7 protein-coding genes are annotated in these 15,439 nt (G+C 70.1%); 3 read left to right on the top strand and 4 right to left on the bottom strand.

Translation table 11 applies throughout. The features are described 5' to 3' along the window. Positions 1–33 precede the first annotated feature (33 nt). Positions 34–1,428 carry an undecaprenyl-phosphate glucose phosphotransferase gene (locus VZQ01_RS01390; protein ID WP_223750093.1) on the top strand — a complete coding sequence of 465 codons (1,395 nt, stop codon included), beginning with the start codon at positions 34–36 and terminating at the stop codon, positions 1,426–1,428. Positions 1,429–1,525: 97 nt separating this feature from the next. On the opposite strand, the gene VZQ01_RS01385 is transcribed toward VZQ01_RS01390, so the two are convergent. Further along, positions 1,526–3,466 carry a trypsin-like peptidase domain-containing protein gene (locus tag VZQ01_RS01385; protein ID WP_426746710.1) on the bottom strand — a complete coding sequence of 647 codons (1,941 nt, stop codon included), beginning with the start codon at positions 3,464–3,466 and terminating at the stop codon, positions 1,526–1,528. A 335-nt stretch (positions 3,467–3,801) separates the two neighbouring features. On the opposite strand from VZQ01_RS01385, the gene VZQ01_RS01380 reads away from it, so the two are divergent. Further along, positions 3,802–9,375, top strand: coding sequence for a GspE/PulE/PilB domain-containing protein (locus tag VZQ01_RS01380; RefSeq protein ID WP_426746709.1), 5,574 nt, complete (start codon positions 3,802–3,804; stop codon positions 9,373–9,375). Between the two features lie 174 nt (positions 9,376–9,549). Here VZQ01_RS01380 and VZQ01_RS01375 read toward each other — a convergent pair whose 3' ends face one another. After that, positions 9,550–12,339 (bottom strand): vitamin B12-dependent ribonucleotide reductase, encoded by a 2,790-nt coding sequence (locus VZQ01_RS01375; RefSeq protein WP_223784692.1) that lies wholly within the window; start codon positions 12,337–12,339, stop codon positions 9,550–9,552. Positions 12,340–12,943: 604 nt separating this feature from the next. Here VZQ01_RS01375 and VZQ01_RS01370 point away from each other — a divergent pair. Continuing rightward, positions 12,944–13,285, top strand: a complete 342-nt coding sequence (locus VZQ01_RS01370) for a (2Fe-2S) ferredoxin domain-containing protein (protein WP_223750089.1) — start codon at positions 12,944–12,946, stop codon at positions 13,283–13,285. Between the two features lie 76 nt (positions 13,286–13,361). Here VZQ01_RS01370 and VZQ01_RS01365 read toward each other — a convergent pair whose 3' ends face one another. Together VZQ01_RS01365 and VZQ01_RS01360 are read right to left on the bottom strand one after the other, a co-directional pair. Then, the gene (locus VZQ01_RS01365; protein WP_426746708.1) at positions 13,362–14,513 is read right to left on the bottom strand and encodes a lytic polysaccharide monooxygenase; all 1,152 of its coding nucleotides are present in this window, start codon (positions 14,511–14,513) and stop codon (positions 13,362–13,364) included. A 139-nt stretch (positions 14,514–14,652) separates the two neighbouring features. Further along, the gene (locus VZQ01_RS01360) at positions 14,653–15,363 is read right to left on the bottom strand and encodes a Bax inhibitor-1/YccA family protein (protein WP_046713189.1); all 711 of its coding nucleotides are present in this window, start codon (positions 15,361–15,363) and stop codon (positions 14,653–14,655) included. Between the last annotated feature and the right edge of the window lie 76 nt (positions 15,364–15,439).

Raw genomic sequence — 15,439 nt, 5'->3', positions numbered from 1 at the left:
GCGCCCCGTTGACCAGGTTACAGGAGTCCAGGCGTGTTCAGTCGTCTCCAGCGCTTCTACACGTCCATCAAGGTTGTCGCGGACATGGTGATGCTCGCGCTGGCGTTCGCCTTGGCGTACGCCACGCGGTTCTCGGGCATCGTCCCCGTCACGGAGGGCATCCCTCCCTGGGAGGACTCGTTCGTCTTCCTGCTGATGCTGCTGGTCATCTTCCCGGTGACCTTCAAGCAGTCGCGGCTGTACGCGGCCATCCGCTCCCGGACGAACACCGGTGAGGTGTTCGAGGTCTTCAAGTCCACCATCACCGCGACGCTCATCCTGGTGGCGGTGACCTACTTCGTGCGCGAGCGCTACTCGCGCCTGACGCTGGTCATCTTCGTCGTCTACGCCTTCGTGCTGGTCACGTGCAGCCGGCTGGCGTTCCGCTACGTACTCAGCGAGGTGCGCCGGCGCGGCCACAACCTGAAGTCCATCCTCGTCATCGGCGCGGGGGAGCTGGGGCAGCGCGTGGTGGAGACGGTGGAGGTCCACAAGGAACTGGGCTTCCGGGTGACGGGCCTTCTGTCGCTGCGGCCGGAGAAGGTGGGCCAGTACGTCAACGGCGTGCGCGTGATTGGCCACGTGGGCGACGTGGAGCGCGTGCTGGACGCGCACCCGGTGGACCAGGTCATCCTCGCGCTGCCGCTGCAGGAGCAGGCCCACGTCAAGCAGCTCATGGAGCAACTGGCGCTGCGCACCGTGGACGTCCGCGTCGTCCCGGACCTCTACCAGTACATCACCCTGTATGGCGGCCTGGAGGAGTTCGGCGGCCTGCCCATCATCCGGCTGCAGGGCGACCCGATGGAGGGCTGGAGCCGGGTGGCCAAGCGGGCGTTCGACATCCTCTTCTCGCTCCTGGCCATCCTCGCCACCTCGCCGCTCATCCTGGCCACCGCGATCGCCGTGCGGCTGACCAGCCGCGGGCCGGTGCTCTATCGCCAGGAGCGCATGGGGATGGACGGGCGCACCTTCTCCATCCTCAAGTTCCGCACCATGCGCGTGGACGCCGAGCACTCCGGGGCGATGATGGCGCGCAAGGACGACCCGCGCCGCACCGTCATCGGCACGTTCCTGCGCAAGTACTCGCTGGATGAGCTGCCGCAGTTCTTCAACGTGCTGACGGGGGACATGAGCCTCGTGGGCCCTCGCCCCGAGCGCCCCGTCTTCATCGAGGAGTTCAAGCGCCAGATTCCGCGCTACCACCTGCGGCACAAGGTGAAGGCGGGCATCACCGGCTGGGCGCAGATCAACGGCCTGCGCGGCCAGACGTGCATCGAGAAGCGCATCGAGTACGACCTGTACTACATCGAGAACTGGTCGCTCCTGATGGACCTGAAGATCCTCGTGCGCACCGCGCTCGGCGGCTTCCTCTCGAAGAACGCCTACTGACGTCGGGAGGGCGAGCGGGCCTCGGAAATCCGAGGCCCCCGCCCGCGCCGGGCCGTGGAAATCCGAGAGCCCGACGCGCCGTGGAACCGGACCCGCGCTACTGGAGGTTCCAGACCACCGTGCCGCTGCAGGTCCCGCTGGTGTAGCAGCCCGCGCGAATCTGGACCGTGCCGTTGGCGGTGGCGGTGTAGCTCACGCTGGAGCCCCGGCCCCCGCACGCGTCATCGTTCGCCGCGACCTGCGCCCCGTTGCCGTAGAGGCGCAGGAAGGTGTCCCCGCTGAAGGACGTGTTCGGCAGGCCGCAGGTGGCCACCAGGAGCGTCTGGCCCGCGGTGACGACGACATCCCGGTTGGTGGTGTTGCGCTGGGCGCTGTCGGTGTTCGTCCCGTTGTACTGGAAGGTGCCGGAGGTGGGGGGCGTGGGGGGATTGCCTCCGCCGGAGACCTCCCACACCACGGTGCCGCCGCAGCTCCCGTTGGCGTAGCAGCCCGCGCGCACCTCGTACTCTCCGGTGACGGTGGCGACGTGGGTGATGCTGGAGCCGCGGCCTCCACAGGCGTCGTCGTTGGCGGCCACGGAGGCTCCGGACGGGTTGTGCAGGCGCAGATAGGTGTCCCCGGAGGTCTTCGCTCCCGTCAGGCCGCAGGTGGCCACGGTGAGCGTCTGGCCGGCGGTGAGGGCGATGCGCTTGTTCGTCGTGTTCTGCTGGGCGTCGCTGGTGTTGGAGGCCGTGTACGCGAAGGAGTTGGCCGGCGGAGGCGGCTCCTCCGGGGGCGGTGTGCCGTCCCCGTTCGGGTTGGGGCAGCCGGCGGCGGGCAGGGCGCACGTGGGCAGGTTCGCTCCCAGGTGGCTGATGACGGCCTGGATGGGGACGCCGCGGTTGGGGCAGTTGGCGCAGTGGTGCAGCGACACCACCAGGTGGTCGCCATGGCCAATCACGGGGGAGCCCGAGGAGCCGCCCTGCGTGTCCGCGAAGTAGCCCACGTCGTTGGGGCCGCCAGACTGGCAGGACGGCTCGTTGAGGCTGTAGACCTCCGCGAAGCCGGACGCGTCCGAGGCGTCCGTGGAGGCGACGGCGATCTTCTTCCCGTACCCGGCGGGGTGCTGCGGGACGTAGATGCGCTCGTTCACCACCGCGCCCGAGCCGCGAAGCTGCAGGTAGCCGAAGCTGTTGGTGGGATTCATCGCCAGCCGCACCAGCGCGTAGTCACGGGGCGCGTCCGCCTGGACCAGGGTGCCGCCGGAGATGACGTGGCCGGGGCAGCCGAACCAGCTGCCGCAGCTCGTGGCGCAGCTGGAGCCCTCCGCCATGAACTCGAAGTCGGTGTTCTGCGCGTCGCTCGCGGTGGCGATGCAGTGCTGGTTCGTCATGACGTGGCCCTGGCTGCCCACGAGCCAACCGGTGCACGCGCTGGAACCGCCGATGAGCAGGCGCGCCACGGGGCGGGCGCGGCCGTAGATGGCGGGGTCGCTGGCGGCGTAGCAGGGCGCCCAGCGCGAGTCGTCCGCGCCACACACGGCCTTGTTCAGCTCGGAGGTGAAGCCCATCTCCTCGTTGGTGTAGCCGCGCGCGAACCGGTCGATGCTGTAGCCGTGCTGGTTCAGGATGCCCTGGCGGCCGGGGTGGTCCGCGCTGTGCAGTTCGATGATGGCCGTGTCGCCGGGGATGTGCAGGGCCCAGAAGCCGTCGCGCGCGCCCGGGTGGCGGTTGTCGTAGCGCTTGGCGCGGGAGCCGTCCGGGGCGCGCACCACGACGAAGTCGCCCTCCGCCAGCTCCAGCCGCTCGAAGTGCGCGGCGATGTACGCGGCGCCCGGGTGGGTGATGACGTCGGTGTGGAGCGGACCGCTTCGTGTGCGCAGCTCCGGGGTGGCGTAGGGATGGGCCGACTCGAAACGCCGGTGCACGTCTTCGCCGACCTTCGTGGCGCGCTGGGAGGCGGGCGACACGGTCGCCTCACACACGGGCGCCGAGGCCAGCGCCGCCGGCGCGCTGAGCGACAGCGCGGCGACGAGACCTGCGAGCTGGAATCGTTTCATCGGTTCTCCTGCAGGGGATGGGACTTCGCAGCGTGGGCTGCACGCACCGTTATAGCGGCAGTCACGTAGGGCCCCGACTCGCAGTTGAGTACCCGGTTGCAACAAGGCGATGGGATGTGGGCCTGGCGGCGTTTGCCGGGAGCAAGGGTCCTGGACGCGGAACTGACACTGTCTCGGGGGGAGGGCAGGCAGGTTGGGCGCCCGTCTGATTTCACACGGAGCGCGATTGTTGCCGCCGGGTTGTGTGCGAGGTACCCGCGGACCTGGGCGAAATGACGCGAGGGCGCACGGGGGCCGGTCCGGTGTGGGGCGAAGCCGTCTAGACTCCGGGAGGCATGGCCGAAAAGCTCGGAGCAATCCTGGTCCGCAAGGGCCTCCTCTCGCAGGCGCAGCTCGACGAAGCCCTGAAGGCACAGCTCATCTACGGTGGGCGGCTGGGCTCCATCCTCGTCGAGCTGGAGATGCTGGACATCGACACCCTGGCGATGGTGCTGGGGGAGCAGACCCGCTACCCGGTGGCGCAGGAGGCCGACTTCGAGGCCGTCACGGACGCGACGCTCACGTTGCTTCCGGCGGCGCTCGCGGAGAAGCACCTGGCCTTCCCGCTGGGACAGGAGGGGCGCCGGCTGAGGGTGGCCATGGCGAGCCCCTTCGAAATCCAGCACACGGACGCGCTGGGGTTCATCACGGGCCTGCGAATCCTTCCGCACATCACGCCCGAGCTGCGGCTGTTCCACTACCAGGCCCAGCGCTATGGCATCCGGCGCGAGTCGCGCTCGTTGAGCATGGCGACGGCCCGGCGGTTGGCTCCGGCGCCGCCGCCTCGTCCCGCGGCCCCGCCCGTGCAGACGCGGGGCGGGGTGGTGGAGCAGCCCGAGTCTCCGCCCCCGCCCGCGCCCGTGCGGGCCGCTCCGGGGACGGAGGGGATGTTCGGTGGATTGGCGCCCGGGCAGTTCCTGAGTGACGACTCCGACGACGCGACGACGGAAGAGACGCCGTGGACGGGAGCGAGCCCGGTGCTGGCGCCAACGGGGGGGCTGCTGGGGGATGCGTCGGAGGCGCCCGCGGCGGTGGTGACGAAGTCCGGGCCACCCGTGCTGGGGCCCGCGGCGTCGGCCCGGCCTCCGGGGCCGCTCCAGTTGGCGTCCGTGGACGCGGCGCGAGGGGCTCGGCCGTCGGGGCCTCCGCCTCGGCTCGCGCCGGCGGAGCCGCCTCGGCTGGCTCCGGCGATTCCTCCCACGCCGATTGAGGAGGCGGAGGAGATCGAACCCGAGGAGGAGTTCGAGGCGGCGGAGGAGATCGAGCCCACCGAGGAACTCGATGTGGTGGACACCGAGGAGGTGCTCGAAGGGGTGATGGAGGAGGTGGTGGAGACTCCCGCCCCGAGGAGCCCGGTGCTCGCCGGCAACCCCGAGGGACAGGGGGGACAATCCGCTCAACCGCCGGGCATGGTGTCGCGACAGTCCGCGGGGCAGTGGTCTCCGGTCCAACCTCCGGGGTTGGCCCGGGCGGCGGGGCCTGGTGGCGCGGGGCTGCCTCCGGTTCGTGGACCTGGAGCCGGAGGCGCACCCGTGGAGCCGCAGGCGCCGGTGTCTCCGGCGATGGCCCCGCGACCGCCGTCTGCTCCCGGTGGAGTCGTGGAGGCCGCTGCCTCGGGACTGCAGGGTGGGATTCCTTCGGGGATGGGGGCTGCGGCGCGGCCGTCCGCTGCCGCGGGTGGCATTTCCGAGCCGGCCGTGGCGACGCAGGGGACGGTGCCTCCGGGGCCCGTGGCGGGACCGGGAGCGCGGCCGCAGCCGGGCCTGGGCGCTCCGGTGGTGGCTCCGTCCGCGGCGCCTCAAGGCGCGAAGCCGCCTGCGTCACCGGGATGGGGACCGGCCGCCGCGCCAGGCGCAAGGCCTCCTCCGAACACCGGCGCGCCGGGGGGCCCAGGGGCTGTCCCGCCGGGGCTCGCGAGTGCCCGGCCGTCGGGGGTGGGGATTCCCGTCGTGTCCGGTGCGCAGGGACCTGTTCCTCCTGGGATGAGCGGAGCGAGACCTCCGTCGAGCGCGGGCATGGCCGTGGTTCCTGGCCCTGTGCCTCCTGGGATGCCGGGTGGACCGGGCCCCGTGGGGCCGCCTGCGATGCCGGGCGCGCGTCCTCCCTCGAGCAGTGGAGTGCCCTCGGTGCAGGGGGCTGTTCCGCCCAGGGCGCCTGGAGGTGGACCTGTCGCCGGTGGACCTGGTGGGCCCCCTGGAATGATGGGGGCCCGGCCTCCGTCGAGCAGCGGCATGCCTTCCGTTCAGGGAGGGCCTCCTGTTCCGGGTGGACCCGGAGCGGGAGGTCAGGGGCTGCCGCCTGGAATGGTGGCGAGACCCGCGCAGGGCGTGGGCGGGCCGCCTCCGGGACCAGGGGCGCCGCCGATGCCTGGGGCCGCGCCTGCTCCGGGGTCGATGGGGGGGCCTGGTTCCGCACCTCCTGGGATGATGAACGCTCGGCCTCCGTCGGGGCCCGTGCCTCCTGGGATGACGGGGGCACGGCCTCCGTCGCGTACGGGAGTTCCCACGGTGCCCGGGCCCGTGCCTCCTGGGATGGGACCTCGTCCTCCGCAGGGAGCGGGCGGTCCGGGACCGCAGGGGCCGGTGCCTCCGGGGGGCGCGGGGACGCGTCCTTCGAACCCGGGCATGCCGAGCATGGGGGCCCCACAAGGCCCCGTGCCTCCAGGCATGTCGGGTGCGCGCCCTCCCTCGGGAACGGGCTTCCCCACGGTCCCCGGACCACCGCACGGTGCGATGCCTCCCGGAATGCAAGGGGGACGACCTCCCTCGATGTCCGGAGGACCCGGAGCGCCACCGCCTCCAGGAACGGTGCGTCCGCCCCAGCCCATGGGCGGCATGACTCCCGAAGTGGGTGGTGCAGCGCCGCGCCCGTCGATGGGGCCGCAGCCGCCTCCGGGCATGAAGGGAATCGCCGCGCCACAACCTCCGGGGATGGCGCCAAGAGGAGCGCCACCGCACGCCGCCGCCAGCTCCGTTCCGTCGAGCATCGGACCCGCAACGCCTTCGGTCGGCGATGTCTCGCAGGCTCCTCCGAGCGCGCTCGATGCGCGCGTGGAGTCTGAGTCGGGTCCGGAGATTCTCTCCACGGAGGACAGCCAGTCCGCTTCGGGCCCGGATGCCTCCGTGGCCGGAGCGGTCCTCGATGGAGGCGCGCTCGAAGTCTCCAGCGCGGTGCTCAGCGCTCGCGAAGGCAGTCAGGCGCAAGCCTCGGATGGCTCCGAGGTCTCCGCGGTTCGTGAGGGTGGAGCACCTGGGGTCCCTCAAGCGGGGCACAGCGCTCTCGACGATGGGCCGGCGAAGGCCGCGGATGCCTCCGAGGTTTCGTCGGTTCGCGAGACAGACGCACGTGACGTCTCTCCAGCGGCGCTCGGTGCTCTCGACGATGGACCTGCGCAAGTGGCGGGGCTCGCGTCGTCGAACACGCAGGGTCTGGACGATGCGGTCGCCGCAGCGAGTCCTCCGACGGCAGCGGGCTCGGCTCCAGCGCTGAACGTCGAAGCCGCGAGCGACCTGACACGGGGGGACGTGTCCGAGGAGGAGCTCCCTCCTGGGGAACGTGCCGCGGAGAAGTCGCCGCAGGCCACGACGTCCGACGTCTCCGGGTCACCGTGGAGTGAGGGTGACGCGGGTGCTCGAACTGAGCCTGCGCCGAGCGGCGAAGTCGCCTCGCACGAGACCGTCGCCAAGCACCCCGAGCCGTTGAGCGGAGCGCAGACGCACCTCGCGCAACCCCGTGTGGCGGACGAACGCATCGAGGCACGTGATAACGCGCAGGTCGATGGGGTCGAGCCCGCCTCATCGCATGAGGCCGGTGCCACGTCGCGCGCGGCCCACCCGCTCGAAGGAGAGGGCGCGGCTGCGACGACCGATGTGCCGGTCCCTGCCCGACTGGAGGAGCACGTCGCTCCCGCGGACAAGGACGCAGCCGCATCGTCGTCCGAGGATGCCGAGGCGGTTCGGCTCTCCACTCCTGAAGAAGTCGGGGAGGGCGCGGTGGTGGCGCCGTCCACCACGGGCTCCGATGTGCCGACGCTGGACGGGGCCGCACCAGCTGATGTCGAGACGGTTTCGGACGTGGCCCTCGCCTCGGTGATTGCCTCCGCGCCGTTCGCGGTCGAATCGCAGACAGCACAGGGCAGTTCGCTCCAGACGGTCGAGGTCGATTCGAGCGCCGCGGCTTCCGACCGTGCGCCTTCCGCGCGTCCCGTGGCGGAGGGTGTCTCCGGGGCGGACGGCCGCATCACCGGCCAGGACGCGAGCCCGCTTGATGACTGGGGTGATGTCGCGCAGCCGGAGTCGAAGGTCACGGGGGCTTCCGTGGATGTGGAGCCTGCCGCGCGAGAGGCGAGGACCACGCCGGAAGAGCGCCGAGCTGTCGACGAGCCGTCCCAAACCGTCGCGCGGTCTTCCAGCGAGGTCTCCACGCTCGAGCCGAGCGTTGATGCCCCTTCCATCTCCGCGCAGTCCGATGACAGCGCAGCGCCTGAGGTGCCTCTCACATCGACCACCGGGTCGGCTGCACGAGCGCTCCAGACCGCCGCGCTATCGAACGACGCGACAGAGACGCGCAACGCGGAGACGTCGAGCGCTCCCGAGGTCCAGTCGTCCTCCGCGGTGGCCTACCTCGACGAAACCGAGGTGAAGCCTCATGCCGAGGTCCCGTCGTCACCGGAGGTCCCCGAGGCCGAGCACTCGGGCGCCGCCGCATCCGACAGCACGGAAGCGCCGTCGGTCGAACACTGGAAGCTCATGAAGGCAACGCTCGGTGACGCGAGCCCGGTTGCCCAGGACACGCCAGCCTCCGCGATTGACTCGGGGGCGTCGTCCTCCCTGCCCGTCGAGGGCGACGTGGGGGAGACCCTGACCCTCGAGGCCGCGGGGACGATGCTCGCATCCCACGGTGAGTCCTCCGGCTCCGCGACCGTGGCTTCGCCTCCCGTGGATCCACCGTCACCCAGTCCCCACTCGGGCGCCGAGGTGATTGCCCTGCGCGAGCCCCAGGTGCCCGACGCGGAGCCCACGCCCTCGGCGCCGCCCCCCAGGCCCGTCCCGCTGCGCCGCGCGGCCATCGAGTTGGACGAACTTCCAGCGGCGGACGATGCGCCGATGCAGCTCGCGTCCACGTGGGAGTTCGTCGGGTGGCAGGGGGCCGAAGGCAACGGAACCATCGGTCACTCCGCGGAGAACACGTGGGAGGACCGCGCGGTGGACCTCGAGGGCAACGCTCGTCCGGCGGCGCCAGCGGGCGCCACCACGGAGCTTCCCCTCGCCTCCGCCTGGGACTTCATCCAGCAGCCCTGGCAGCCCCAGGCCCGTGCTCCCTCGGAGGCACTGACGACGCTGCTGGCCGCCGCGGACGAGTCCACTCCAGACGCGAGCCCCGACGGCCCCAGGGTCTCCGCGGACCAGGTCCTCACGGCGCTCGATGACGTCGGCTCACAAGGCGTGCTCGGCAAGGTGTTGATCGCCTACTGCGCGGGTCGATTCCAGCGAGCCTTCCTGCTCGGGGAGAGTTTCGGGCTCGTGCGCGTCGGCCATGCATGGGGGCCGGGGAGTGACAGCCCCGCAGTGGCCTCGCTCAAGGTGGACCTGGAGGCCCCGTCGCTGCTCGTGTCCGCGCTCGGCCAGCTGGGGCCCAGCAGCTTCGATGCTCCGTCCTGCGTCCAGGACGAGGCCATCTTCGCCGCGCTCGGTGGGCCCACGTCACACCTGCTCGTCGTCCCCATCCGCGCCCGTGGGCGTCCCGTGGCGTTCGTCGTCGCGGATTCGGGAGGCGCGCAGGTGGCCACCACGACGCTCGACGAGCTGACGCGAGTGTCCGCGAAGGCTTCGGAGGTCTACGACCGGCTGCCCGCGACCCGGGCGGACTGAGCCACGCATCGTCCGCTCCCGCGCGAGGTCCCGCATCCACGGACCTCGCGCCCCAAGTGGGCACGGCGGGCGTACCGCGCCACCCGCGTGGCCGCCGCCGCGAGCGCGAGAACAGCGAGGGCCCCGGAAGCAGCGCTCCGGAGCCCTCGAGTGCTTCAGCTCATCGCGTGAGGTTCAGCTGCAGCCGCTGGTCGCGCCGCAGTTGCCGCACTTATAGCAAGCGCCACTGCGGACCATGATGGCGCCGCAGGTGTGGCAGGGCGGGGCATCCGCCTGGTTGAGCCACGTCGCGCGCGTGTTCGTCGACGGGAGCGACAACGAGGCCGCCTGGGCGGGCAGGGCGGGCTGCTTGGACGCGCCCTCCGCGGGAGACAGGACCGCGTCCTCCACCAGGTCCTCGCTCGGCAGGAACTTCAGCTCGAGCCACCGGAAGATGTAGTCGGTGATGGACTTGGCGATGGGGATGGCGGGGTTGCCCGTGAAGCCGCTCGGCTCGAAGCGGGTGTGGCTCAGCTTGTCCACCATGACCTTCAGCGGGACGCCGTACTGGAGCGCCAGGGAGATGCTGGTGGCGAAGCTGTCCATCAACCCGCTGACCACCGAGCCCTCCTTCGCCATGACGATGAACAGCTCGCCCGGCGAGCCATCCTCGTACATGCCGACCGTGAGGTACCCCTCGTGGCCGCCAATCGAGAACTTGTGGGTGATGGAGCGGCGCTCGTCCGGCAGGCGACGGCGCACCGCGCGAGGCTCCGGCTTCACGGCCGGCTCCACCACGGGGGCCGCCTCGGCCTTGCGCGTGTCCTTCACGCCGGCCTTCGACGTGTTGAGCGGCTGGGTGCGCTTGCAACCATCGCGGTAGACGGCGACGGCCTTCAGGCCGCGCTTCCACGACTCCATGTACGCCTTCTCGATGTCCTCCACGGTGGAGTCCGAGGGCATGTTGACGGTCTTGGAGATGGCGCCGGAGAGGAAGGGCTGGCAGGCCTCCATCATCTGGATGTGGCCCATCCAGTGGATGCTGCGAGAGCCGTTGGCGGGCTTGAAGGCGCAGTCGAAGACGGACAGGTGCTCGGGCTTGAGGTGGGGAGCGCCCTCGATGGTGTCGGCCTTGTCCAGGGCGGCGACGATGTCCTGGGCCTGCGTCTGGGGGTAGCCCAGCTTCTCGAGCGCCTGCGGCACCGTCTGGTTGACGATCTTCAGCATCCCGCCGCCGACCAGCTTCTTGTACTTGATGAGCGCGATGTCGGGCTCGATGCCGGTGGTGTCGCAGTCCATCATGAAGCCGATGGTGCCGGTGGGGGCGAGCACGGTGACCTGGCTGTTGCGGAATCCATGGACCTCACCGAGGGCGAGCGCCGAGTCCCACGCGGCCTTCTGCGCGGCGTGCAGGTCGGCCGTGACGCCCGCCTGGGGGACGCTGTAGGCGGCCTTGCGGTGCTTGCGGATGACACCGAGCATGGGCTCGGCGTTCTTCGCGTAGCCGGCGAAGGGGCCCTGCTTCTCGGCCAGTCGCGCGCTCATCGCGTAGGCCTCACCGCACATCAGCGAGGTGATGGCGGCCGCGTAGTTGCGGCCCGCGTCCGAGTCATACGGCAGGCCCGACGCCATCAGCAGCGCGCCCAGGTTCGCGAAGCCCAGCCCCAGCGGCCGGTAGTCGTGGCTGTTCTTGGCGATGCGCTCGGTGGGGTAGCGCGAGAAGCCGACGATGATCTCCTGCGCCATGAGCATGACGTCGACGGCGTGCTTGAAGGCGGCCACGTCGAAGTCACCCGCGATGTCGCGGAAGTGCATCAGGTTCAGCGACGCCAGGTTGCACGCCGAATCGTCCAGGAACATGTACTCGGAGCACGGATTCGACGCGTTGATGCGCGCGGTGGTCGAGCACGTGTGCCAGCCGTTGACGGTGGTGTCGAACTGCATGCCCGGGTCACCGCACAGGTGCGCGGCCTCGGCGATCTCGCGGAACACGTCGCGCGCCCGGTAGGTGTCCAGGGGAGAGCCGTCGCGCACGGCGCGCGTCTGCCAGGGGCCATCCGAGACGACGGCCTTCATGAAGTCGTCGGTGACGCGCACGGAGTTGTTGGAGTTCTGGAAGAACACCGAGGCATAGGCCTCACCGTTGAAGGACGGGTCATACCCGGCCTCGATGAGGGCCCAGGCCTTCTTCTCCTCGGCGGACTTGCAGCGGATGAACTCGAGCACGTCCGGGTGGTCCGCGTTGAGGATGACCATCTTCGCCGCGCGGCGCGTCTTGCCGCCGCTCTTGATGACGCCGGCGAAGGCGTCGAAGCCGCGCATGAACGACACCGGGCCGGACGCGGTGCCTCCGCCCGCGAGCAGCTCCTTGCTGCCCCGGATGGTGGAGAGGTTGCTGCCGGTGCCGCTGCCGTACTTGAAGAGCATGCCCTCCGTACGGGCGAGCGTGAGGATGGACTCCATGGAGTCATCCACGCTGTTGATGAAGCACGCCGAGCACTGGGGCTGCGCCTCCACGCCGACGTTGAACCAGACGGGGGAGTTGAACGAGGCCTTCTGGCGCAGGAGCAGGTGCGTCAGCTCGGCGTGGAAGGTCTCCTTGTCCACGTCCGTGGCGAAGTAGCCGCCCTCCACGCCCCAGCGGGTGAGGGTGTCCACCACGCGCGCCACCAGCTTGCGCACGCTCGTCTCGCGCTCGGGCGTGCCCGGCGTGCCGCGGAAATACTTCGAGGCCACGACGTTGGTGGCCAGCATCGACCAGGAGCGGGGGACCTCGATGTTCTTCTGCTCGAAGACGGCCTTGCCGTCCTCACCGGTGATGCTCGCGCTGCGGTACTCCCACGCCAGCTCGTCCGCGGGGTCCACGCCCGGCGTCGTGAAGTAGCGCTCCAGGCCCAGCCCCGTCGAAACCCCCTTCGGCTTGCTGCGTGCCGCACGGCGCTCCTTGCCGTTGATCAGGGCCTTCGAACTCAGTTCCTTCTCCATGTCGCCACCCTCCGGGTTCACTCTGAGTTGGAATGCAAAATTTTGCGCAACGCTAAACGCGCGAGATTCCGGAGGTTCCAGGGACGTCACGCGGACAGGCGTGAGCGGCACTGGATCAGGCTCGCGAGCGGTGCGTGGGGGGCTGCTGGCCCCGGACTTCCGTTGTGGAGATTGCCCGGCCGAGGACCGGGCGGCCGGGATCAATACGCGCTTCGCCTCGGCTGATCAAGGAACAGCTCAGACCCTATTGGTAGTGCTGTGCCTTGTCGCACACACAACTAAATGGGCTCTATCCCGCTGCCGTCCGTGCGGGCAGAGGGCGTAGCAACCTGTAGCTCGGAGGGCGTGCAAGGGCGGATCTAGACCCTTGGCGCCGGCACCGCAAGCCAGGCTCTACCTTGACGGATAACAGCGTGCGAGACATGTATCGTCACTCCGACGCAAACGGGCGTGATCACTGGGGGACGTTTGCTGAAAGTCTGTGCATGGGATCCGCGATGCCACAAGTGGGGGCGATGATCCGCGCGCCCGCCGCTCGACAGTCCCGTCGCCGGGTGGCCAGGAGGGGGTCGATTTCGGACATCCGGCGCGTTAGGAGGCCAGCATGCCTCCTCCCTTCCAGCGCCACGTTTTCGTCTGCACCAACCGTCGACCGGACGGACACCCCAAGGGGTGTTGCGCCACCAAGGGCGCGGAGGAGGTGCGCGCCGCGTTCAAGGAGGAGCTCGACAAGCGCGGGGTGAAGGGCCGCATGCGCGCCAACGCCGCGGGGTGCCTGGACACCTGCGCCTTCGGCGTGTCCGTCGTCATCTACCCGGAGGGCTCCTGGTACGCGGGCGTGAAGGTGGAGGACGTGCGCGAGATCGTCGAGGAGCACCTGATGAACGGCCGCCCCGTGGAGCGGCTGCTGATGCCGTTCTCCCGCAAGGAGAAAGCGGGGAGCTGACGCAAGGCACCTGGCCCCCGGCAACCCCCCGCCCATCCACTGCGTCATCGCGTCGGGACCGACCTCGAGCGCTCCTTCAGCGCACGAACTCCCACGCGTCGCTCCAGTGGCTGCCCGTGCCGGGCGCGTAGTACGGCGCGGAGCCCTTGCACCAGCCGGAGTAGGGGAAGGGCTTGCACCGGTAGATGCTGCCGTTGGTCCCCTCGACCAGCGTCCCCGCCACGTAGCTGTCGATGCCATTGGGATACTTGTACTGCGCCGGGTCCCCGCCGCCGCCCGTGGGCTTCTCGATGTCGAGCTGGAACGAGTCGCTCGCCTCGCGCGAGTAGACGCGGTTCGCGGTGGCGCTGTTGGCCGGCCGCACGGTGCCGTTCGTCTGGAGCTCACCCACCTGCACCCGGCTGGAGGTGGCGTTCACCTGCTGGGCCAGCTGGTAGATCCACGTGGCCGCGGGCGTCGCGGCGGAGAGCGTCAGCGGGTGCGTCTCCGCGTCACGACCGCCGCTGTCGAACAGGCGCAGCGTCACCTTGCTCTGCGCGGCCAGGTCCTCGCGCGCCTGCACCGCGCCCAGCTCCTTCCACGTGGTGGGGGGCGGGGGCGTGTTGCTGAACTTCACGTCGGTGCACGCGTAGAAGGCCTCCGGGCTGTCGGAGCGCTGCCAGATGGCGTAGATGACGTGCTGGCCGGTGCGCCCCTGGGGGAACGGACAGGTGAATCGATAGCGGTTGTTCTGCGGGGCGGACGGCGCCGTCAGCGTGCAGAAGGGCGAGGCCTCCAGGTCCGACCACTTCAGCGGCAGCGCGGGGTTGTAGCCCTCCTTCGTGACGTAGAGGTGGAAGTACGCGGTCGCGTGCACCGCCGTCGCGTGGAAGACGAAGTCGAAGCGGTTGTTCGCGTCCGGCGAGATGAGCGTCGCGGGCCAGTCCGTGCGCGCCAGGTCCAGGCCCCGGTGGCTCTCGTTGGCCGCGCTGCACAGCTTGCCGTCCGCGATGAGCTCGCGGTGGCGGCCGTTGGCGTTGCCTTGCCGGACACCGTTCCAGTCATAGAGCGCCTGGGTGCCACCACTCTGGATGGCAGCCTTGCACGCCGCGGACTTGGGCGTCTCCGGTCCTTCCTTGAAGCAGCCGTAGACGCGGCTGAGCGGCACCTCCATGGAGCCGTGCGCGGACGCCAGGCTCGAGGACAACAGGGACAGCGCGACGAGGGATGATGCGAGAGACCTCTGCATGGGGTTTCCTCCTGTGCCCACGGATGGAGCAGGGAGGGCCGGCAATCGGGTCAAACACGCCCCAATAAAAAAGCGGCGACACGTGCCCACATGGGCCGTGCCGCCGCTCGTCGCGAACGGAGGGTTGTCGCCTGCCTGACTACCGACGGCGGCCGAGCAACCGGAGGATGGCGAGGAACAGGTTGATGAAGTCCAGGTACAAGGTCAGCGCGCCGACGATGCTCACCGTGGCCGCGCTGCTGTAGCCGGTGTTGGCGTGCATCTCCCGCAGCTTCTGCGTGTCGTACGCCGTCAGACCCGCGAACACGAGGACCGACGCGCACGCGATGACGAACGACATCATGTCACTGCGCATGAAGAGGTTGACCAGGCCCGCGAGCACCACGCCGATGAGGCCCATGAAGAGGAACGTGCCCCAGGCGCTCAGGTCCTTCTTGGTCACCGTGCCGTACAACGCCATGGCGCCATAGACGCCCGCCGTCAGGAAGAACGCCTGCGCGATGCTGCCCGCCGTGTAGACGAGGAAGAGGATGGAGAACGTCATCCCCGTGAGCGCGGAGTAGCCCAGGAACAGGGCCGCGGCCGCCGGGCCCGACAGGCGGGGCGCCAGGAACGACAGCGCGAACACCGCGCCCAGCTGCGCGATCATGAACCCGAACCGCCACTCGAGCACCGTGCGCAGGAGCGCCTCGTTGCTCAGCGTCACCATGGCCATCACGCCCGTGAGCAGCAGCCCCGCGAACATCCAACCATGCACGCGCGTCATGAACGCGCGCTTCGACTCCTGCACCAGGACGGAGTTGACCGAGTCGCTCTCGGCCGTCTGCCATCCGGAAGTTTCCCAGGCCATTTGAATCGTATCCTTTCGCGCCGGGGACCCGCCCCGGCGGCGCCACTGCTTATAGCGTCTTCGACCCGGGCGTGCG

This window comes from Myxococcus faecalis (assembly GCF_050039385.1).
GTDB lineage: Bacteria > Myxococcota > Myxococcia > Myxococcales > Myxococcaceae > Myxococcus > Myxococcus fulvus.
Note: the sequence above shows the minus strand (reverse complement) of the source record. Positions and strands in the feature narration are given on the sequence as shown.

Coding starts and splice junctions, on each gene's coding strand:
- VZQ01_RS01380 (WP_426746709.1), top strand. CDS start 3,802: ATGGCCGAAAAGCTCGGAGCAATCCTGGTCCGCAAGGGCCTCCTCTCG.
- VZQ01_RS01385 (WP_426746710.1), bottom strand. CDS start 3,466: ATGAAACGATTCCAGCTCGCAGGTCTCGTCGCCGCGCTGTCGCTCAGC.
- VZQ01_RS01365 (WP_426746708.1), bottom strand. CDS start 14,513: ATGCAGAGGTCTCTCGCATCATCCCTCGTCGCGCTGTCCCTGTTGTCC.
- VZQ01_RS01370 (WP_223750089.1), top strand. CDS start 12,944: ATGCCTCCTCCCTTCCAGCGCCACGTTTTCGTCTGCACCAACCGTCGA.
- VZQ01_RS01360 (WP_046713189.1), bottom strand. CDS start 15,363: ATGGCCTGGGAAACTTCCGGATGGCAGACGGCCGAGAGCGACTCGGTC.
- VZQ01_RS01375 (WP_223784692.1), bottom strand. CDS start 12,339: ATGGAGAAGGAACTGAGTTCGAAGGCCCTGATCAACGGCAAGGAGCGC.